The organism is Streptomyces sp. NPDC028907 (assembly GCF_055564995.1).
This window is the reverse complement of sequence record NZ_JBVHVE010000004.1, coordinates 186,002-206,010: the sequence shown is the minus strand read 5'-3', so window position 1 is coordinate 206,010 and position 20,009 is coordinate 186,002. Positions and strand designations below refer to the sequence as shown.

Sequence of the window (20,009 nt, the reverse complement as noted above, 5' to 3'; positions counted from 1 at the left end):
GAACGAGCCCGACCCCCTCGACCCCTTCGACGAGATGATCGCGGAGGAGACCGACCGCGACCCCGACCTCGCCGTCATCGAGGCCGGCAGCCGAACCCTGCGCACCCAGGGCGGCCCGCCGCAGGCCGACGTGCCCGCACGCCCCGAGGACCCCGAGGTCGACAAGGCCCTGCGCGAGGTCGAGGCGGAGCTCGCGACCCGCTGGGGCGAGACCAAGCTGGAGCCCTCCGTCAGCCGCATCTCCGCGCTCATGGACGTCCTCGGCGAGCCGCAGCGGTCGTACCCCTCGATCCACATCACCGGCACCAACGGCAAGACGTCGACCGCCCGCATGATCGAGGCCCTCCTCGGCGCCTTCGAGCTCCGCACCGGTCGCTACACCTCACCGCACGTCCAGTCGATCACCGAACGGATCAGTCTCGACGGCGCCGCGATCTCCGCAGAGCGTTTCATCGAGACGTACCAGGACATCAAGCCGTACATCGAGATGATCGACGGACAGCAGGAGTACCGGCTGTCCTTCTTCGAGGTGCTGACGGGCATGGCGTACGCCGCCTTCGCCGACGCGCCGGTCGACGTCGCCGTCGTGGAAGTGGGGATGGGCGGCTCCTGGGACGCCACGAACGTCATCGACGGTGACGTCGCCGTCGTGACGCCCATAGACCTCGACCACACCGACCGGCTCGGCGGCACGCCCGGTGAGATCGCCTCCGAGAAGGCCGGGATCGTCAAGCAGGACGCCACCGTGATCATGGCCCAGCAGCCGGTGGACGCCGCGCAGGTGCTGCTGAAGAAGGCTGTGGAGGTCGACGCGACCGTGGCCCGTGAGGGCCTGGAGTTCGGGGTCGTGGCACGTCAGGTCGCCGTCGGCGGACAGTTGGTGACGCTGCGCGGACTGGGGGGCGAGTACCCCGAGGTGTATCTGCCGCTGCACGGTGCGCACCAGGCGCACAACGCCGCCGTGGCGCTGGCCGCCGTGGAGGCGTTCTTCGGCGTCGGCGCCGCGCGGGCCGAGTCGGTGGACATCGACACCGTCCGCAAGGCGTTCGCCGCGGTCGCCTCGCCGGGGCGGATGGAGGTCGTACGGCGTTCGCCGACGGTCGTGCTGGACGCGGCCCACAACCCGGCCGGCGCGCGGGTCACCGCCGAGGCGATCGGGGAGGCCTTCGACTTCAGCCGGCTGATCGGGGTCGTCGGCGCGAGCGGCGACAAGAACGTGCGGGGGCTGCTTGAGGCCTTCGAGCCGATCTTCGCCGAGGTCGTCGTCACGCAGAACTCCTCGCACCGTGCCATGGACGCCGACGAACTGGCCGCCATCGCCGTCGAGGTGTTCGGCGACGAGCGGGTGCAGGTCGAGCCGCGACTGCCGGACGCCCTGGAGGCCGCGATCACGCTGGCCGAGGAGGAGGGCGAGTTCGCGGGCGGCGGTGTGCTGGTCACCGGGTCCGTCATCACGGTCGGCGAGGCCCGGCTGCTGCTGGGAAAGGGCTGAGTCCGAAGATGCGTACGCTCTGTTCCTCGACCCTGATCGGCGAGTTCTTCGTCATCGGCTTCGCCGGTCTGGTCGCCATGAAGGACCCCGACCTGTCCATGTCGACGGTGTGGACGGTCAGCGGTATCGCGATGTTCCTGTGCGTGCTGCTGTGCGGCCTGGTGACCCGGCCCGGCGGGGTCGCCCTCGGCTGGGCACTGCAGGTCGCCCTCATCGCCTCCGGCTTCATCGTGTCGACGATGTTCATCCTGGGCGTGATCTTCGCGGCGCTGTGGTGGGCCTCGGTGCACTACGGGAGGAAGGTCGACGAGGCGAAGGCGAGATTCGCCGCGCAGAGCGACTCCTCCACACCTGACGCTGCGTAACAAGGGCCCGGACACGCCCTGTAACCTCATCCCACCGCACCACCGGCTGGAAGTAAGAAGGAGCCCTCCCGTGACCCAGCGCACCCTCGTCCTGCTCAAGCCCGACGCCGTCCGTCGCGGCCTGACCGGCGAGATCATCAGCCGCATCGAGCGCAAGGCCGGCTGGCAGATCACCGCGCTGGAGCTGCGCACCCTGGACCAGGACACGCTGGAGCAGCACTACGGCGAGCACAAGGGCAAGCCCTTCTACGAGCCGCTGGTGGAGTTCATGGCCTCCGGCCCGGTCGTCGCCCTGATCGTCGAGGGCGAGCGGGTCATCGAGGGGCTGCGCGCGCTGGCCGGTCCGACCGACCCGATCGCCGCCGCGCCGGGCTCCATCCGCGGTGACTTCGGTGTGATCGTCCGGGAGAACCTCATCCACGCCTCCGACTCCGAGGAGTCCGCCGAGCGCGAGGTGAAGATCTTCTTCCCGGGCCGCGCCTGAGCCCTCAACCGGCCCGACCTGGGGCGGCCGAAGAAACCCGGCCGCCCGGCGGCATATGCGCGGCGATCGAGGGAACGAGTGCCCCCGATGGCCCGTCTCCACAAGCGGGGCGACTCGCCATCTGCTGACAATGGCGAAGACCCTCCCGCAGTGTTCGCGAAAGCGCGTCTACGATAGAAGCCTTCACGTCACAGCACCCACTTCGCCGACCTGAAAAGCCATCAAAAGCTCCCAGGGAAGGCCAGACGAATCCTGATGGGGAACTCAATGTCGTTCATCGGCCGTGACATGGCTGTCGACCTCGGGACCGCCAACACGCTGGTGTACGTCAGGGGTCGCGGGATCGTACTCAATGAGCCGTCCGTCGTCGCGATCAACACCAACACCGGTGGCATCCTCGCGGTCGGCGCCGAAGCGAAGAAGATGATCGGGCGCACGCCCGGCAACATCGTTGCCGTACGTCCGCTGAAGGACGGCGTCATCGCCGACTTCGAGATCACCGAGCGGATGCTCCGCTACTTCATCCTGAAGATCCACAAGCGGCGGTATCTGGCTCGTCCGCGGGTCGTCGTCTGTGTGCCCTCGGGCATCACCGGCGTCGAGCGCCGCGCCGTCATCGAGGCGTCGTCCCAGGCCGGCGCCCGCCAGGTGCACATCATCGAGGAGCCCATGGCCGCGGCCATCGGCTCCGGCCTGCCGGTCCACGAGGCCACGGGCAACATGGTGGTCGACATCGGCGGCGGCACCACGGAGGTCGCGGTCATCTCCCTCGGCGGCATCGTCACCGCCCAGTCCATCCGCGTCGCGGGCGACGAACTGGACAACGCGATCATCCAGCACATCAAGAAGGAGTACTCCCTTCTGCTGGGTGAGCGGACGGCCGAGCAGATCAAGATCACGATCGGTTCCGCGTACGACCTCGACGCTGACGAACACACCGAAATCCGCGGCCGGGACCTCGTCTCCGGGCTGCCGAAGACCGTCGTCATCTCCGCGGCCGAAGTACGCAAGGCCATCGAGGAACCGGTCAACGCGATCGTGGACGCGGTGAAGACGACCCTCGACAAGTGCCCGCCGGAGCTGTCCGGCGACATCATGGACCGAGGAATCGTTCTGACCGGCGGCGGCGCCCTGCTGCGCGGCCTCGACGAGCGGCTGCGTCGCGAGACCGGCATGCCGATCCACATCGCCGAGGACCCGCTGGACAGCGTGGCGCTCGGCTCCGGCAAGTGCGTCGAGGAGTTCGAGGCGTTGCAGCAGGTGCTGGACGCCCAGCCGCGCAGATGACGTAACTCTTCGATTCCGCCGTACGGGATGATCTCCTCTCGTACGGCGGATCGTTGATATAGAGGCATAAGCTTCCCAAGAGCCGCCAAGCGCGTGATTCAAGCTCGTATACAAGCTCCGCACAAATTCCGTATATGAACCCCTCGGGTTTCCCAGGGGTTTCCCGAACTCCTATGAGGAAGGGCACGGCCGCCGCACGTGAGGGACACACGAGAGAGCCGGCTGCTCCTGGTGCTGCTGATCGCGATCGCGTTCGCGCTGATCACTGTGGACATCCGCGGCGGTGAGGACTCCCCGGTCGACGGCGCCCGGTCCGCCGCGGCCACGGTCTTCGGCCCGATCGAGAACGGCGTGTCGGCGGCGGTCGACCCGGTCGGCAACGCGGTCGCCGCGATCCGTGACTCCGGAGAGCGCCACGACCGGCTCGCCGCGCTGGAGCAGGAGAACGCGGCCCTCAAGGCCAAGCTCGGCAGCGACGACCGCAACCGCAGCCGGCTGAAGCAGTTGGACAAGATGCTGAAGGTCGCGGGCGCGGGCCAGTACGGCATCAAGGGCGCCGAGGTCATCGCCATAGGAGCGGCCCAGGGCTTCTCCTGGACGATCACCATCGACGTCGGCGAGAACGACGGCATCCGGCGCGACATGACCGTACTGAACGGGGATGGGCTGGTCGGGCGGGTCACCACCGTCGGCCCGAACACCGCGACCGTGCTCCTCGCCAACGACCCCGACTTCACCGTCGGCACCCGTATGGAGGCCAGCGACGAGCTCGGCTTCGCCTCCGGGCAGGGCGACCGCCCGCTGCGCGTCGAACTCCTCAACGGCAAGGCCGAGGTGAAGAAGGGGGACCGGCTCGTCACCTTCGGCTCCCAGGCCGACAAGCCCTTCGTGCCCGGCGTCCCCGTCGGCGTCGTCTCCCGCGTCGACCCGTCCGGCGGCGGCCTGACCCGCACGCTCTACGTCACGCCGTACGCCGCGTTCTCCAAGCTCGACATCGTCGGCGTCGTCGTCCAGGCCCCCACCAAGGACCCGCGTGACACGGTCCTCCCCGACAAGCCGAAGCCGACTCCCACGCCCACCGTCACGGTCACCGTCACGCCGGGCGCCGACGGCACGGTCGACGGCCAGGACCAGCCCCAGGGGGACGGCCAGAACCAGCCCCAGGCGGACGGTCAGTACGAGCCGCGGGCCGACGGGCAGTATCAGCCTCCGGGCGACGGTCAGAACCAGTACGAGCAAGAGCAGTAGGAGCTGAAGCCCCATGCGCGTCAACCGAATCCTGCTCTCCTCCGCACTGATCGTCGTCGCCCTGGTGATCCAGGTGAGCGTCCTGGCCCGGCTCCACCTCCCGGGCGCCGTCCCCGACCTGCTGCTCCTCACCGTCCTGGGCCTCGCCATGGTCTACGGCCATGTCGGCGGCGCCCTGGTCGGCTTCGGCGCCGGTCTGCTCGCCGACCTCGCCCCGCCGGCCGACCACGCCGCCGGCCGCTACGCGCTGGTGCTGTGCGTGATCGGCTATCTCGCCGGGCTCATCAAGCCCGACAACGGCCGGCTCAAGTCGGCCACCGGGCCGATGGTGGTCGTGGTCGTCGCCGCGATCGGCACGACCCTGCTGTACGCCGGGGTCGGCGCTCTCGTCGGGGACACCGCCGCCCGCCATGTCGGCCTCGGCAGCCTGCTGTTCACCGCCGCGCTGTACGACCTGCTGCTCGCCCCGTTCGTGGTCCCAGGGATCATGGCGCTGGCCCGGCGCGCGGAGAACGACCCGCTCGCCGACAGCAACTCCCAGACGAAGAAGGCCGACATCTCCACCGGCTGGCTCTCCGGCGGGACCGGGCTGCGCATCGGCGGCCAGCGCGGGGGGCTCAAGAGCGGTCTGAAGGTGAAGGCGGCACGGGTGCGAACGGCCCGGGCCGGGCGCATCAAGGGGGTCAAGCGGCTGTGAGGGCAGCGGAGTTCACCCGGGAGGGTGAGTCCAGGAGGAACCGGACCGCACGGGCCGGCCGTTCATCAATCGTACACACACAGTCGTGTCCGTACTGGTACTCGCACCAGTGCACGGACCAGCACTCGCACTGAGAGGGGGAGGCAGCCACAGTGACCAACATCCCCGAGACCGGCCGGACGCCACGCGTCCAGATCCGGCTCATCGTCATCCAAGTCCTCGTCCTCTCCCTCCTCGGCACCCTCGGCGGGCGCCTGTGGTACCTCCAGATCCGTGAGGGCGACGCCTACGCCAAGGAGGCGTCCGGCAACCACGTCCAGCAGGTCGTGCAGCCCGCCGTGCGCGGCTCGATCCTGGACGCGCGCGGTGTGCCGCTCGCCGACAACGAGACACGGCTGGTGGTCTCCGCGTCCCGCACCGACCTGCTGAAGATGAAGGACGACGGAGAGGCCGTCCTGACCAAGCTGGCCGGCGTGCTGGGCATGACGCCCAAGGAGGTCAGGGAGAAGGTCCGGCTGTGTGACGCCAAGACCCCGCAGCCCTGCTGGAACGGCTCGCCGTACCAGCCGATCCCCATCACCGACGAGGCCACCCCCAAGCAGGCCCTCCAGATCCGGGAGCGCGCCGAGGACTTCCCCGGCATCACCGCCGAACCGCAGGCCCTGCGCCGCTACCCGAGCCCCGGCAAGTCCAACACCGCCCAGGTCCTCGGCTACCTCTCCCCGGTCACCGACCAGGAACTCCAGCAGGCCCAGGACACCGACTCGCCGTACCTGCGCTCCGACCAGGTCGGCCGCTCCGGCCTGGAGCGGCAGTACGACAAGGAGCTGCGCGGCAAGGCCGGCGTCACCCGCTACGAGGTCGACAACCTCGGCCGGGTCATCGGCCAGGCCAAGGCGGACGCCGCCCAGCCCGGCTCCAACCTCGTCACCAGCATCGACGCCCGAGTACAGCGGGTCGCCGAGTACGAGCTGAACGACGCCATGAAGCAGGCCCGCAAGGAGTGGGACCGCAACACCAACGAGCCGTACAAGGCCGACTCGGGCGCGGTCGTCGTGATGGAGGCCAAGACCGGCCGCATCGTCGCCATGGCGTCCAACCCGACGTACGACCCGAACGCATGGGTCGGCGGTATCTCCGCCAAGGACTACAAGACGCTGACCGGCAAGTCCTCCAACTACCCGCTGCTCAACCGGGCGATCCAGGGCCAGTCGGCCCCGGGCTCCATCTTCAAGGTCATCCCCACGGCCGCCGCGGTGAACGCGGGATACTCCTTCGACGGCCCCTACCAGTGCTCCAGCTCGTACTCCATCGGCGGCCAGGTCTTCAAGAACTTCGAGTCCAAGGGGTACGGCCCGATCAGCCTCGGCCGCGCCCTGGAGGTGTCCTGCGACACCGTCTTCTACCGGCTCAGCCACGAGGAGTGGAAGCGGGACGGCGGCACCAAGCCGAAGAAGAACGCGGGCGACTGGTTCTACAAGACGGCCCACCAGTTCGGCCTCGGCGCGGAGACCGGCATCGACCTGCCCAACGAGGTCACCGGCCGTGTCCCGGACCGCCAGTGGAAGCAGGACTACTGGAAGGCCAACAAGGACGCCTGGTGCAAGTACGGCGACAAGGACGGCAGCTACGCCGAGAAGATCGCCTACGAGAACTGCCTCGAAGGCAACCGGCTGCGCGCGGGTGACTCCGTCAACTACTCCATCGGACAGGGCGACACCCTCGTCACCCCCATCCAGATGGCCACCATCTACGCGGCCATCTCCAACGGCGGCACCCTCTACGACCCCACGGTCGGCAAGGCCGTCGTCAGCGCCGACGGCAAGACCGTCGAGGAGATCAAGCCCAAGTCGCACGGCAAGCTGCCGATAAGCAGGCAGACGCTGGCCGCGATGGACGACGCCCTCGCCGGCGTCGCCACCCGCGGTACCGCCGCCTGGCGATTCGCGCAGGTCGGCTGGCCGCAGGACAAGATCCCGATGCACGCCAAGACCGGTACCGCCGAGGTCTACGGCAAGCAGACGACCTCGTGGTTCGCGACCTACACCAAGGACTACTCGATCGTCATGACGATCTCCCAGGGTGGTACGGGTTCCGGCGCCTCGGGTCCGGCCGTGCGCAACATCTACGACGCGCTGTACGGCGTCTCCGACGACGGCACGATCAACAAGAAGAACGCGCTGCTGCCCACGCCCACGAAGAGCCTGCCGAAGGTCCGCACGGACGGCACCCTCACCTCGCCCAAGATCTCCAAGGACCCGGCGAAGGACCAGCGGGTCAGCCAGGAGGGCGAGGCCGGGCCGGACGAGCAGCAGCCCGCCGGGACGGTGGCGCCGCCGACGAACGAGAACCGGGACACCCGGCGCAGGCGGCGCGGGAGCCGCCGGCGGGGAAGCCGGAGGATGCTCACATGACCGGCGCCAACAGTTTCCAGGTCTCCGGGTACGGGCCGGAACGAGCGGGCTGGACCCGCCTGTTCGCCCGTGACTCGCTCGCCCGTCGGCTGGACTGGCCGATACTGCTGTCGGCCATCGCGCTGTCCCTGATCGGCTCGATCCTCGTCTTCTCGGCGACCCGCAACCGCACCGAGCTCAACCAGGGAGACCAGTACTACTTCCTGATCCGGCACATCCTCAACACCGGTATCGGGTTCGCGCTGATGATCGGAACCGTCTGGCTGGGCCACCGCACCCTGCGCACCGCCGTGCCGATCCTGTACGGCGTCTCGGTCTTCCTGATCCTGCTGGTGCTCACCCCGCTCGGTTCCACCATCAACGGCGCCCACTCCTGGATCAAGCTGCCCGGCGGCTTCTCGCTCCAGCCCTCGGAGTTCGTGAAGGTCACGATCATCCTGGGCATGGCGATGCTGTTGGCGACGAGAGTGGACGCGGGAGACAAGCAGTACCCGGACCACCGCACGGTGGTGCAGGCGCTGGGCCTGGCCGCCGTTCCGATGCTGATCGTGCTGCTCATGCCCGACCTCGGCTCGGTCATGGTGATGGTGGTGATCGTGCTGGGCGTGCTGCTCGCGTCCGGCTCCTCCAACCGCTGGGTCTTCGGGCTGATCGGCGCGGGCACCATGGGGGCGGTCACGGTCTGGCAGCTGGGCGTCCTGGACGACTATCAGATCGCCCGTTTCGCGGCCTTCGCCAACCCCGGACTCGACCCGGCGGGCGTCGGCTACAACACCAACCAGGCGCGTATCGCGATCGGCTCGGGCGGTCTCACCGGCTCGGGGCTGTTCCACGGCTCGCAGACCACCGGCCAGTTCGTGCCGGAACAGCAGACCGACTTCGTCTTCACCGTGGCGGGGGAGGAACTGGGCTTCGTCGGCGGCGGGCTGATCATCCTGCTCCTCGGCGTGATCCTCTGGCGTGCCTGCCGCATCGCCCGCGAGACGACCGAGCTGTACGGGACGATCGTCGCCGCGGGCATCGTGGCGTGGTTCGCCTTCCAGTCCTTCGAGAACATCGGGATGACCCTGGGCATCATGCCGGTGACCGGCCTGCCGCTGCCGTTCGTGTCGTACGGAGGCTCGTCGATGTTCGCGGTGTGGGTGGCGGTGGGGTTGCTGCAGTCGATTCGGGTGCAGCGGCCCATGTCGGCGTAGCCGCTGCGCTGGGCTTGAGCAGGGGGCGCTGGCCGGGGCTGGGCCACTGGCCGGGGTTGCGGTGTCGGCCTGGGGTGGGCACCGGCCCGGGCTGGGAAGGGGCTGGCCGAGGGCCGGGTGCCGGTCAGGGCTGCTTGGAGTGCCGGGCTGATGCGCCGGTGTCGGTGTCCGTACCGGATGGGGGCCGCGGCGCCGCGAGGGCTGGGCGTCTGCCGGGACGTGGCGTTCCGGCCGGGCTTCGGTGCGCAGAGGACCCGGTGGAGGGGGGCGCGGGCGATCGGTCTGCGCCGCCCAGCGGAGCCGTCTCCCGTGCGCTTCACCCACCGGTGCCGATGCCTCGGCGGGGCCCGGCCGCGTCGGTCGGTTTTCGCCCCGGTATCCGCCTGTTCGCCTGCGGTCCATGGCTGGTAAGCCCTGTCTTCCGGTCGGGACTGCCACTAGATTCAGGTCATGGCGGACACGAAGCGCGAAATCGAGCGGAAGTTTGAATCCGACGACAGTGGCTTGCCCGACCTGACCGGCGTCGCAGGGGTCGCGGCCGTCATCGACAAGGGTGTCGCGCATCTGGACGCCACCTACTACGACACCGAGGACCAACGCCTCGACGCCTCGTCGATCACGCTGCGCCGCAGAACGGGCGGCTCGGACGCCGGCTGGCATCTGAAGTTCCCCGTGGCGCCGGGCGTACGGGACGAGATTCAGGCCCCGTTGTCCGACATACTGCCCCGCACCCTCGCCGGACTCGTCCGCTCCCGGGTCCGGGACGCCGAGCTGGTGCCCGTGGTCCGGCTGCGCTCCGACCGTGATGTGCGCGACCTCGTGGACGCCGAGGGGCGGCTGCTCGCCGAGGTCGGCGTGGACGCCGTACAGGCGGAGCGCCTCACCGGAGGCGGCGGTACCGCTCAGTGGACCGAGATCGAGGTGGAACTGGCCGACGGCACCGACCCGGCGTTCCTCGACAAGGTCGAGAAGAAGCTGAGGAAGGCGGGCGTACGGCCCTCCGCCTCGACCTCGAAGCTGAAGCGGGCCCTGGCGGAGACGGCGCCGAAGAAGAAGCCGGGCAAGAAGGCAGGCAAGACCCAGGCGGAGCTGGTCACCGCCGGGGATCATGCCCTCGCCTACCTCCGCGCACAGCTGAACGCGATCGTCGAGCTCGATCCGGCCGTGCGGCGGGACGTGTACGACTCCGTGCACAAGATGCGGGTCGCCACCCGGCGAATGCGCAGCGCCCTGAAGTCGTACGGCAAGGTCCTCGACCGCGAGGTGACCGACCAGATCGGCGAGGAGCTGAAGTGGCTGGCCGGGGAGCTGGGCGTCGACCGGGACCAGGAGGTGCTGACCGAGCGGCTGACGGCGGCCGTCGACGAGCTGCCGCGCGCGCTGATGGTCGGGCCCGTCCGTACCCGGCTGCGTACCTGGGCGCGAGCCCGCAGCGGGGGAACGCGGCGGCGTCTGACCACTGTGCTCGACGGCACACGGTATCTGCGGCTGCTGGAGTCCCTCGACGCCCTGGTGGCCGATCCGCCGCTGCTGAAGGCGGCCGGCAAGAAGCCGGAGAAGGTGATCGGGAAGGCCGTACGGAAGGATCTGGCGAAGGTGTCCCGGCTGGTCGAGCGGGCGTTCGAGCTGGAGCCCGGGCAGGAGCGGGATCTCGCGCTGCACGAGGCGCGGAAGAAGGCCAAGCGGACGCGGTACTCGGCGGAGTCGGCGGTTCCGGCGCTGGGTGACCCGGCCACCGCCCTGGTGAAGTCGATGAAGAGCCTGCAGAACCTGCTCGGCGACCACCAGGACAGCGTGATGACCCGGGAGGCGCTGCGGGAGCTGGCCCGGCAGGCGCACGGCGCGGGGGAGCCGTCGTTCACGTACGGGCTGCTGTACGGGCGTGAGGAGCGCCGGGCGGCCGAGGACGAGGCCGGCCTGCCCGGGCTGTGGAAGGAGATCAAGGGCGGGACGAGCATCTGAGCGTGCGGCGGGCCGTCGCGGTCGCGTTAGGCTAGATGGTCACCCCTGTCAGTTCAGTCCAGCTCACGAAGGTTCGCGAGATGTCTGCCGAAGTCGCTGCGGCCGCCGAGTCTGTGTTCCCGCAGCTCGAAGCTCTGCTCCCGCATGTGCAGAAGCCGATCCAGTACGTCGGCGGAGAGCTCAACTCCACGGTCAAGCCGTGGGAGTCCTGTGACGTCCGCTGGGCGCTCATGTACCCCGACGCGTACGAGGTCGGGCTGCCCAACCAGGGCGTCATGATCCTCTACGAGGTCCTGAACGAGCAGGAGGGCGTCCTCGCCGAGCGCACGTACAGCGTGTGGCCGGACCTGGAGGCCCTGATGCGGGAGCACCGCGTCCCGCAGTTCACGGTGGACAGCCACCGGCCGGTGAAGGCGTTCGACGTGTTCGGCCTGTCCTTCTCCACCGAGCTCGGCTACACCAACATGCTCACGGCCCTGGACCTGGCCGGGATCCCGCTGGAGTCCAAGGACCGCACCGTCGACGACCCGATCGTCCTGGCCGGCGGCCACGCGGCCTTCAACCCCGAGCCGATCGCCGACTTCATCGACGCGGCGATCATCGGCGACGGCGAGCAGGCCGTGCTGGACATGACGAAGATCATCCGCGACTGGAAGGCGGAGGGCCGGCCGGGCGGCCGCGAGGAGGTCCTCTTCCGCCTCGCGAAGACGGGCTCGGTGTACATCCCCGCGTTCTACGACGTCGAGTACCTCGCGGACGGCCGTATCGCCCGGGTCGTACCGAACAAGAGCGGTGTCCCGTGGCGCGTGTCCAAGCACACCGTCATGGACCTGGACGAGTGGCCGTACCCCAAGCAGCCCCTGGTCCCGCTCGCCGAGACGGTCCACGAGCGGATGTCGGTCGAGATCTTCCGCGGCTGCACCCGCGGCTGCCGCTTCTGCCAGGCCGGCATGATCACCCGCCCGGTGCGCGAGCGCTCGATCACCGGCATCGGCGAGATGGTCGAGAAGGGCCTGAAGGCGACGGGCTTCGAGGAAGTCGGCCTCCTGTCCCTCTCCTCGGCCGACCACAGCGAGATCGGCGACATCGCCAAGGGCCTCGCGGACCGCTACGAGGAGGACAAGATCGGTCTGTCCCTCCCGTCGACCCGCGTGGACGCCTTCAACGTCGACCTGGCGAACGAGCTGACCCGCAACGGCCGCCGCTCCGGTCTGACCTTCGCCCCCGAGGGCGGCAGCGAGCGCATGCGCAAGGTCATCAACAAGATGGTCAGCGAAGAGGACCTGATCAGGACCGTCGCCACCGCCTACGGCAACGGCTGGCGGCAGGTGAAGCTGTACTTCATGTGCGGCCTGCCGACCGAGACCGACGACGACGTCCTGCAGATCGCCGACATGGCGATGAACGTGATCGCCAAGGGCCGCGAGGTCTCGCGCTCCAACGACATCCGCTGCACGGTCTCCATCGGCGGCTTCGTCCCCAAGCCCCACACCCCCTTCCAGTGGGCCCCGCAGCTCTCCGCCGAGGAGACGGACGCCCGCCTGGAGAAGCTCCGCGACAAGATCCGCGGCGACAAGAAGTACGGCCGCTCGATCGGCTTCCGCTACCACGACGGCAAGCCGGGCATCGTCGAGGGCCTCCTCTCCCGCGGCGACCGCCGCATCGGCGCCGTCATCCGCGCGGTCTACGAGGACGGCGGCCGCTTCGACGGCTGGCGCGAGCACTTCTCCTACGACCGCTGGATGAGCTGCGCCGACAAGGCGCTGGCCCCCTTCGGCGTCGACGTCGACTGGTACACCACCCGCGAGCGGACCTACGAGGAAGTCCTCCCCTGGGACCACCTGGACTCAGGCCTCGACAAGGACTGGCTCTGGGAGGACTGGCAGGACGCCCTCGACGAGACCGAGGTCGAGGACTGCCGGTGGACGCCGTGCTTTGACTGCGGGGTGTGTCCGCAGATGGACACCCACATCCAGATCGGCCCGACCGGCAAGAAGCTGCTGCCGCTGACGGTCAAGAACGCGGCGCCGGCGCCTGGCGGTCACTCGCACTGAGGTGGGCGAGGCTGAGCCTGCCCCCTCTCGATCGGGAGGGGGCTCAAAGCTGTCCTAGGCGTCGTGATGCCCAGCGTTATGCGGTTCGGCCTTGAACAACTCGTCGGGGGATACGGAATCGAAGTGGAGTAGCGCTGCTGAGCCGCACCGGCCCCCACATGGTGGACGCTGGTGAGCACGCGCCTAGGGGGCCTCTGAGGTGGATCGGTCGGGGTCCGGAGGGCGGGCCGTGGTGGAGGGGAGGTCCTCGGGTATCTCGGAGCAGGTGCTGCGGGCGGCGGTGAGCAGCGTGCCGAGTTGGTCGGCGATCTCGGGGAAGGTTGCGGCCAGGCCGGTGTCGTGCAGCAGTCTGATCGCCTGCCAGTTCGGGGTGTCGGAGTTCCGGGCTAGTTCGTCCAGGAGTCCCAGTGCCGCGGCCCTGGCGATCTGCCGCGTCGGGTCGGCCAGAAGCCGGTGAACCGCCGGGTCGCTCGCCGGGTCCTTGAAGAGGTGGGCCAGGTTGCGGGCGACCCGGAATCGGACCCAGTCGTCCCAGGTGTCCAGCAGGCGGTCGAGAATGCGTCCCCGCCATGGTGCGGGCACGGGGGCGATCAGTATCAGCCGCAGCAGATAGCGTTCGTTCCAGGTTTCCTCGACGTAGTCGAGCAGGGGGACTTGCGCCGATGTGGGCACCTTGCCGAAGCCGGAGATCAGTCGGTTGCGTGCGGCCTGGCGGATCGCCACGTCGGGGGCGTCCAGGAATTCACGGAAGACGCGCTGGCCCCAGGGAGCGGTCCACATGATGTCGGCGTGCCGGAGGAAACCCTGGAGGGCGGCACTGCGTACCCCGACCACGCTGCTGTCCGCCATCCGCCGCGCCAGTCGGCGTACCACCTCGGTGAGCTGCGCATCGGCGCGGACACAGCGGTCCAGCCCCTCCTCAATGCTCGGATGTCGCAGTGCGTGGTAGCCGCCGGTGAGGGTGCCGTGCCACAGGACGTAGTCGCGCAACGAGTCCAGGGCCATGTGGAAGGACGTGATTCCCACATGTCCGAAGTCACCGTCCCGGGCCGCGCTCTCGAAGAGCCGACGGACCGTGTCCCGATCGACGTGCTCCGAAGACAGTGTCGCGACGAGATACAGGAACGCCTGTTCCACGAGCGGCAGAAGCCGGACCTGGCGGCCGAACTCCGAGGAGACGTCCCGGTATCCGGGCAGTCGGGTCAGTGCCTCTTCGGCGTCGGGTACGTCCCTGGTGTTGCGGATGAACAGTTCGACGTTGTGCGGTACGGGCAGGGCGTCGGTGATGCGTGTGATGACGTACGACGGCACGGGAGCCCATCTCGGGCGGTAGCAGGCGACATACCGCTCCGCGATCTCGTTCAGCTGAGCGCTGGTGTAGGCGGTCTCCACGGTCAGCCGCTGGCTCAGCGTGATCGTGTACTCGGCGAACGAGTCGATGATCACTTTGTCGAAGACAGCGGAGCGTGATGTGACGACGACCCGGCATCTCCTGGCGGCCACCAGGTCCAGGAACCGCCGTAGGTTCGTGACGAACTCGGGCATGTCCACAGGCACCGTCGCCCCGAAAGGATCCTCCAGATAGATGGCCTGGTCGTTCGGGAAGAGCTTCGCGATCCGGTCCTCGAACCTGCCCTGCGATGTGCTGAGCGTCAGACTGAGTTGCTGGGAGTTCACCCAGCTGGGAGAGAATCCGGACCGCGAGTAGAGCTTCCACAGCAGTTCGACGGCGGTGAACGTCTTTCCGACGTGGGGATCGCCGACGATGAACACGACGTGATGCCGCTCCAGGGTGGCGACCATGTCGTCGTACCGCTGGGGAGGCACGAACACCGAGGTGAGCTGTGTGTACGGGCTGGCCTCGGCATGGCGGTCCAGGCCGAGTTCGTCGAGGAAGTCGTCCAGCGTCCTGCTCTCGGGCACGTCGGCTGCGGCGATGGCTGTGATCTCCTGTGCCAGCGCGAGTAGTTCGGCGTCGAGAGGGGAGCCGACGAGTTCTACTGCGGCGCGCAGGAGCGATACCAGTGGGGGTTCCGTGCCGGTTGCCTGGTGGTGGCGGGCGCAACGGTCCACGACCACAGCACAGAACTCGATCGTCGAGCCGTCCACGGGGATGCTGTCCAGAAGGTCTGCGTCGAACGCGGCTTCCTGGAGCAGCGCCTGGCGCAGACCGGATCTGTCGATTCCCGGGACGCGGCGCAGCAGACGCTGTGCCTGTCGGCGTATTCGGCCCGGTAAGGCTCGGTGGTGCGGGTCGGTCATCTCAGCGCAGGAATTCCTGAGGGTCGGACTTCTGCTGCCGGGCGAGGTCGGCGAGCGGGCGCTGCTCCGGGTCGTTCCCGGCTTCCTCGACAACGCGGTCGTACCAGCGTGCGGCCGCCTCGGACTCACCGACTCTGCGGTACTGCTCGCCGATCAAATACTTGATGGTCTGGGCATGTTCGCCGGTGACGCAGTTGTCCTCGACTGCCCTCTCGAAGTGCTCGATCGCTTGCCGACGCAGGTATTCCTGGCCTTCGGTGCTCTCCACCTCTGGTTCGTCACCCCAGGCCCAAGCCGCCCGTAGGTAGAGGCTTCCGATCTTCTCGGCGTCATGGCCTCTCCACTTGGCGATCCACGCGGCGTATTCGAACCGGCGTGAGGTCGAGGAACGTTCGTCGCGCACCAAGGGTGTGATGCGCTCGGCGATCAGCCGGGACACCTTCTCGTCCACGAGGCCCTCGAAGGCGTCAGTGCTGCCGGTGAAACCGCAGTTGTCGCAGGTGTGGATGAATCCCCCGTCCGGCTGGGATCCGCTCGCGATTTCGCGGAAGTCGGTGGTGACGCCGCCCAGATTGTTGGTGCTGCCGGTGACGTAGGACTGGAAGGTCGTACGGCAGTTGGGGCAATCGAAGTCACGCGGGAAGATGGTTGTCATCGGATCCCCCTGAGGTGCAGATCGGAACGCTGGTCTGTTCACGCAGTCCGTCGGGAAGGTGGGCGAGCACGCTGGAGAGCAGAATGCCCTCGTTGCGGTAGAAGAGCCGGCCGGTTGTCGGCTCGGGGATCCTGCCCCCGCTGTGGTGGATCGCCACCACCTGCCAATCGTCGTTCAGAACCGGGGAGCCCGAGGAGCCGGGGAGCGTGGACGTCAGATACTGGATGACGTCCCCTCCTTGATAAGCGATCCGGTTGTGTTGCAGGGCGACCTGCTTGGGCTGGCCGGCCGGATGCTGCACGATGTTGACTCGGTCCCCGGTCCGCGGGGGCGTCTTCGAAGGGCTCAGCCATCCCCACTGCCGCCCGGGTTCCCCGTCGATCGCGATGAGCGAGTAGTCCAGTTCGTCGGCCGGGCTCGTGTGCAGGAGTCCGGCGTCGGCCGCTCGGTACTCGCTGACCGGTCGGGCGCGGCCTCCGGCGTCGTCCTCAAAGCCGAAACGGAAGACCGATCCGCGTAACTGCTCCTCGTCGCCGATGACGTGATGGTTCGTCAGGAACATTCCGGGGGCGATGAGGAATCCCGTGCCCGACCACCTGCGGCGCCCTGTCGTCGTCTCGACGTAGGCGACGGCAGCCGCCGCGCGCAGTCCTTCGGCCAGGAAGGAGATGGGCCGCAGCGTGTTCTCGCCGATGATCTTCTCCTGGAACTGGGCGACGTCCCGGTCGCTCAGAGCCCCGCTCGGCTCGGGCTGGGCGGCCACCGGAACCATGAGGCCGTAGCGATCGAGGAGCCCGGTGAGGAGCGCGCGCTGCTCGACTCCCACGAGCAGCGTCATCTCGTTGACGAGCCGCCCAAGGGCTTCGTGTTCCGGGGAGACCCGCCCGTACGCGAGGGCGTGGGTCACCAGTCTGCTCGCCGCCACGTACGGCGATCCGCTCAGGTCGACGTGGGGGGCCAACCGCGCCAGCCCTGCGTTCCGCACGAACTCGCCCCGATCGACCTCGCGGGCGAATTCCGGTAGTTCCTTGAGTACGGCGATGAGCGCCGACCTGTCGTCCGGCGACAGTTCGACCATCCGACAGTCCCCCTTCGGGCCGTTCGCACCACCGGCCAAACCATCGTCACAGCGGCTCGGCCTCCACGGTATCCGTGTCCGGCCGCCACGCGCCGCCTCTTGGGCCTGCCTCGCACCGACGGAGGTTCACCGACGTGCCGCACACGTACGACGGCTCCTGACCGGATCCCTGGTCAGAGGCCGTCGTCGTACCAGATCTGCGCGTAGTTCGGCTTGGGGCCGAAGGCGCTGATGCGCGTGGTCTCGACGATGCCCGAACCGCCGTTCGTCGCCTGGGCGGCAGTTCCCGGTCGCGAGCGGCGTATCCGGACCCGACGATGGGACAAGGCCCGGCCCCTTCGGATCTGTCGAGGAGAAACCATGGCTGACCGGCGCGACGGGGCGGACCGCATCGTGGTCGGGGTGGACGGTTCGGACTCGTCGAAGCAGGCCCTTCGGTGGGCGGTGCGGCAGGCGGGGTTCACTCGGGGTGAGGTGCTGGCGGTGACCGCCTGGGACATGCCGCAGTTTCATGGCGCGCTCGGCTGGCTGCCGCCGTCGAGCAGTGACGAGGGGGCGCTGGAAGGCCGGGCACGTGACGACCTCGAGCGGGCTGTCGAGGAGACCGTGGGGGCACGGCCAGGGGTGGAGGTGCGTACCGAGGTGCACTACGGCACGCCTGCCAGCGTGCTCCTGCGTATGGCCCGGGACGCGTCCCTGCTGGTGGTCGGGAGCCGGGGGGCTCGGCGGGTTCGCGGGGCTGCTGTTGGGATCCGTCGCCCAGCACTGTGCGCAGCATGCGGCCTGTCCGGTCGTCGTGTTCCGGGAGGGGGCCGGCGGCGGTGGGGAGGGGGACGACGGCGGCGGAGGTGGCGGTGGACGGTGAGTTCGGGGCGGTGGTCCCGCTGTGCCGCTCTCCCCGCGGTGAGCGGGTCCCCGATGTCACCGGAACGCACTACCGACCCGGCTCCCGGATCGCGATCCCCCGCGATCCCCGGGACCGTGGTGGGGCAGCGGTGACCCCCAAGAGCACCTTCACCATCGCCTCCAGGACACCGACCTCCCGCGACAGCCGAAACGAGGCGGCATGCACGATCCCGATCCACCGTTCCGGCCGATCGCCGGCGGGATGGCTACCTGCCGCTGGCGGACCTCGGCCTCGTCGGGGACGGCACGACCGCTGCGCTGGTCGGCCTGGACGGGCACGTCGGCTGGGAGCGGACCTGGAGCCCCGTGGCGGTGCGCGGACGCGCCCGGGCGAGCCCGCTGGGACTGCTGTCGGAGCAGATCAACCCGTCCACAGGAGAGTTCATGGGCAACTTCCCCCAGGCGTTCAGCCACATCGGGATCATCGCCGGCGGCGTGAACCTCGCCCGGGCGAGGGCGGGGGCACCGGCATGATCGACCGGCTCGCCGTCCTCGGCGCGACAGGGGACCTCACGGCCCGCTACCTGCTGCCGGCGCTGGCCGCCCTCCAGGAGGCGGGACATCTGGGCGAGCGGCTCCAGCTGACCGGCGCGAGCAGGGAGGACTGGAGCAGCGCCCGGTTCCGGGAGTGGATGGCCGCCCAGCTGGACCGGCACGGCGGAACGTATCCGGCCGGGGCGAGGGAGGCGATCGTGGACGGGGCCCGTTATGTGCGGGCCGACGTCACCAGCTCCGCCGACATCGCCGCGGCGGTCGCCGGAAGCGGCCCGGTCGCCGTCTATCTCGCTCTGCCGCCGGCCCTCTTCCCCCGTGTGGTCACCGCACTGCACGAGGTGGGCCTGCCGAAGGGCAGCCGGATCGTGCTGGAGAAGCCGTTCGGCGAAGACCTGGCGAGCGCGCGGGAGTTGAACGGGCTGCTCGCCGACCTGGTGCCGGAGCAGGCGGTGTTCCGCGTCGACCACTTCCTGGCCATGACGACCGTCCAGAACGTGCTCGGCAGCCGCCTGGCCAACCGGGTACTGGAGCCCATCTGGAACAGCACCCATATCGCCGAGGTGGAGATCACCTGGGACGAGACGCTCGCCCTGGAGGGCAGGGCCGGCTACTACGACCACGTAGGCGCGCTCAAGGACATGATCCAGAACCACCTCCTCCAACTGCTCTGCCTGGTGGCCATGGAACCGCCGATCACCCTCGGCGAACGCGACCTGCGCGACCGGAAGGTCGACGTACTGCGGTCGGTGCGGCTGCTCACCGAGTACGACGTCGTGCACCGCACCCGCCGCGCCCGCTATCTGGCCGGCAGGATCGGCGACCACGACATTCCGGCCTACGTCGACGAGGAGGGCGTCAGCAGCGAGCGCCGTACCGAGACCTTCGCCGAGGTGGAGCTGGAACTGGACAGCTGGCGCTGGGCCGGCACCACCTTCCGGCTCCGCAGCGGCAAGGCCCTCAAGGAGGACCGCAAGGAGGTGGCGGTGCGCTTCCGCGCCGTGCCCCATCTGCCGTTCGGCCACGGCGGCGAGGCCCTGCCCAATGTGCTGCGCTTCCAGCTCGAACCGGAGGGCCTGACCCTCGACCTGACCGGCATCGGCTCCCAGGCGCACGAACTCACCCCGCTCTCGCTGACCGCGGGCATGGAACCCCCGGACCTGCCCGCCTACGGCCGGCTCCTGCTCGACGTCCTCCGGGGAGACCCCGCGCTGTCCATCCGCGGCGACGAGGCCGAGGAGGCGTGGCGGGTCCTCGAACCCGTACTGGACGCCTGGGAGAAGGACCTCGTCCCGCTGGAGGAGTACCCGGCAGGCTCGGACGGGCCACCGCCACCCTCGCCGTACGAGGACGGCCTCCAGCGGCGGGAGGACCTGCTGCACGAGCCGGCGGCCCCGCCGGACGAGGTCTGAGGGCT

The 20,009-nt window shown here is 69.1% G+C and carries 16 protein-coding genes and 1 pseudogene; 13 read left to right on the top strand and 4 right to left on the bottom strand.

The window, feature by feature from the left end:
* Positions 1 to 34 precede the first annotated feature (34 nt).
* From folC to ACZ4UU_RS13535, 10 genes are all read left to right on the top strand, one after another.
* The gene (gene folC, locus ACZ4UU_RS13580) at positions 35 to 1,492 is read left to right on the top strand and encodes a bifunctional tetrahydrofolate synthase/dihydrofolate synthase (protein WP_468040189.1); all 1,458 of its coding nucleotides are present in this window, start codon (positions 35 to 37) and stop codon (positions 1,490 to 1,492) included.
* An 8-nt stretch (positions 1,493 to 1,500) separates the two neighbouring features.
* The gene (locus ACZ4UU_RS13575) at positions 1,501 to 1,857 is read left to right on the top strand and encodes a DUF4233 domain-containing protein (protein WP_468039504.1); all 357 of its coding nucleotides are present in this window, start codon (positions 1,501 to 1,503) and stop codon (positions 1,855 to 1,857) included.
* 70 nt (positions 1,858 to 1,927) lie between these two features.
* Positions 1,928 to 2,341, top strand: a complete 414-nt coding sequence (ndk, locus tag ACZ4UU_RS13570) for a nucleoside-diphosphate kinase (RefSeq protein WP_062720617.1) — start codon at positions 1,928 to 1,930, stop codon at positions 2,339 to 2,341.
* Between the two features lie 267 nt (positions 2,342 to 2,608).
* Entirely contained in the window at positions 2,609 to 3,628 is a 1,020-nt protein-coding gene (locus ACZ4UU_RS13565; protein WP_004931372.1) for a rod shape-determining protein, read from the top strand.
* Positions 3,629 to 3,826: 198 nt separating this feature from the next.
* Positions 3,827 to 4,876: a rod shape-determining protein MreC gene (gene mreC, locus ACZ4UU_RS13560; RefSeq protein ID WP_468039502.1), complete on the top strand. Its 1,050-nt coding sequence runs from the start codon at positions 3,827 to 3,829 to the stop codon at positions 4,874 to 4,876.
* A 13-nt stretch (positions 4,877 to 4,889) separates the two neighbouring features.
* Positions 4,890 to 5,573 (top strand): rod shape-determining protein MreD, encoded by a 684-nt coding sequence (gene mreD, locus ACZ4UU_RS13555; RefSeq protein ID WP_468039501.1) that lies wholly within the window; start codon positions 4,890 to 4,892, stop codon positions 5,571 to 5,573.
* 152 nt (positions 5,574 to 5,725) lie between these two features.
* Positions 5,726 to 7,987, top strand: coding sequence for a penicillin-binding protein 2 (gene mrdA, locus ACZ4UU_RS13550; RefSeq protein ID WP_468039500.1), 2,262 nt, complete (start codon positions 5,726 to 5,728; stop codon positions 7,985 to 7,987).
* Complete coding sequence (gene rodA / locus ACZ4UU_RS13545) at positions 7,984 to 9,183, top strand: rod shape-determining protein RodA (protein ID WP_468039498.1); 1,200 nt, start codon at positions 7,984 to 7,986, stop codon at positions 9,181 to 9,183. The genes mrdA and rodA overlap by 4 nt, the downstream gene beginning before the upstream one ends.
* A 450-nt stretch (positions 9,184 to 9,633) precedes the next feature.
* Positions 9,634 to 11,145, top strand: a complete 1,512-nt coding sequence (locus ACZ4UU_RS13540) for a CYTH and CHAD domain-containing protein (protein WP_468039496.1) — start codon at positions 9,634 to 9,636, stop codon at positions 11,143 to 11,145.
* Between the two features lie 80 nt (positions 11,146 to 11,225).
* Entirely contained in the window at positions 11,226 to 13,199 is a 1,974-nt protein-coding gene (locus ACZ4UU_RS13535; protein ID WP_468039494.1) for a TIGR03960 family B12-binding radical SAM protein, read from the top strand.
* A gap of 183 nt (positions 13,200 to 13,382) precedes the next feature.
* On the opposite strand, the gene ACZ4UU_RS13530 is transcribed toward ACZ4UU_RS13535, so the two are convergent.
* From ACZ4UU_RS13530 to ACZ4UU_RS13515, 4 genes are all read right to left on the bottom strand, one after another.
* Positions 13,383 to 15,461, bottom strand: coding sequence for an nSTAND3 domain-containing NTPase (locus ACZ4UU_RS13530; protein WP_468039492.1), 2,079 nt, complete (start codon positions 15,459 to 15,461; stop codon positions 13,383 to 13,385).
* A gap of 1 nt (position 15,462) precedes the next feature.
* A complete protein-coding gene (locus ACZ4UU_RS13525; RefSeq protein WP_468039490.1) occupies positions 15,463 to 16,116 on the bottom strand; it encodes a DUF2225 domain-containing protein in 654 nt (217 codons plus the stop codon).
* The gene (locus ACZ4UU_RS13520) at positions 16,094 to 17,194 is read right to left on the bottom strand and encodes a trypsin-like peptidase domain-containing protein (RefSeq protein ID WP_468039488.1); all 1,101 of its coding nucleotides are present in this window, start codon (positions 17,192 to 17,194) and stop codon (positions 16,094 to 16,096) included. Before ACZ4UU_RS13520 ends, ACZ4UU_RS13525 begins: the two co-directional genes overlap by 23 nt.
* A 173-nt stretch (positions 17,195 to 17,367) precedes the next feature.
* A complete protein-coding gene (locus ACZ4UU_RS13515; RefSeq protein WP_468039486.1) occupies positions 17,368 to 17,520 on the bottom strand; it encodes a hypothetical protein in 153 nt (50 codons plus the stop codon).
* Positions 17,521 to 17,554: 34 nt separating this feature from the next.
* Between ACZ4UU_RS13515 and ACZ4UU_RS13510 the strand changes: the two are divergent.
* The 3 genes and pseudogenes from ACZ4UU_RS13510 to ACZ4UU_RS13500 all read left to right on the top strand — a co-directional run bounded on the left by ACZ4UU_RS13510 (position 17,555) and on the right by ACZ4UU_RS13500 (position 20,004).
* Positions 17,555 to 18,059 (top strand): annotated as a pseudogene (locus ACZ4UU_RS13510) (universal stress protein).
* A 353-nt stretch (positions 18,060 to 18,412) separates the two neighbouring features.
* Entirely contained in the window at positions 18,413 to 18,574 is a 162-nt protein-coding gene (locus ACZ4UU_RS13505; protein ID WP_468039484.1) for a glycoside hydrolase family 15 protein, read from the top strand.
* On the top strand, positions 18,571 to 20,004 hold the full coding sequence (locus ACZ4UU_RS13500; protein WP_468039482.1) for a glucose-6-phosphate dehydrogenase: 1,434 nt from the start codon (positions 18,571 to 18,573) through the stop codon (positions 20,002 to 20,004). The genes ACZ4UU_RS13505 and ACZ4UU_RS13500 overlap by 4 nt, the downstream gene beginning before the upstream one ends.
* Positions 20,005 to 20,009: the final 5 nt, after the last annotated feature.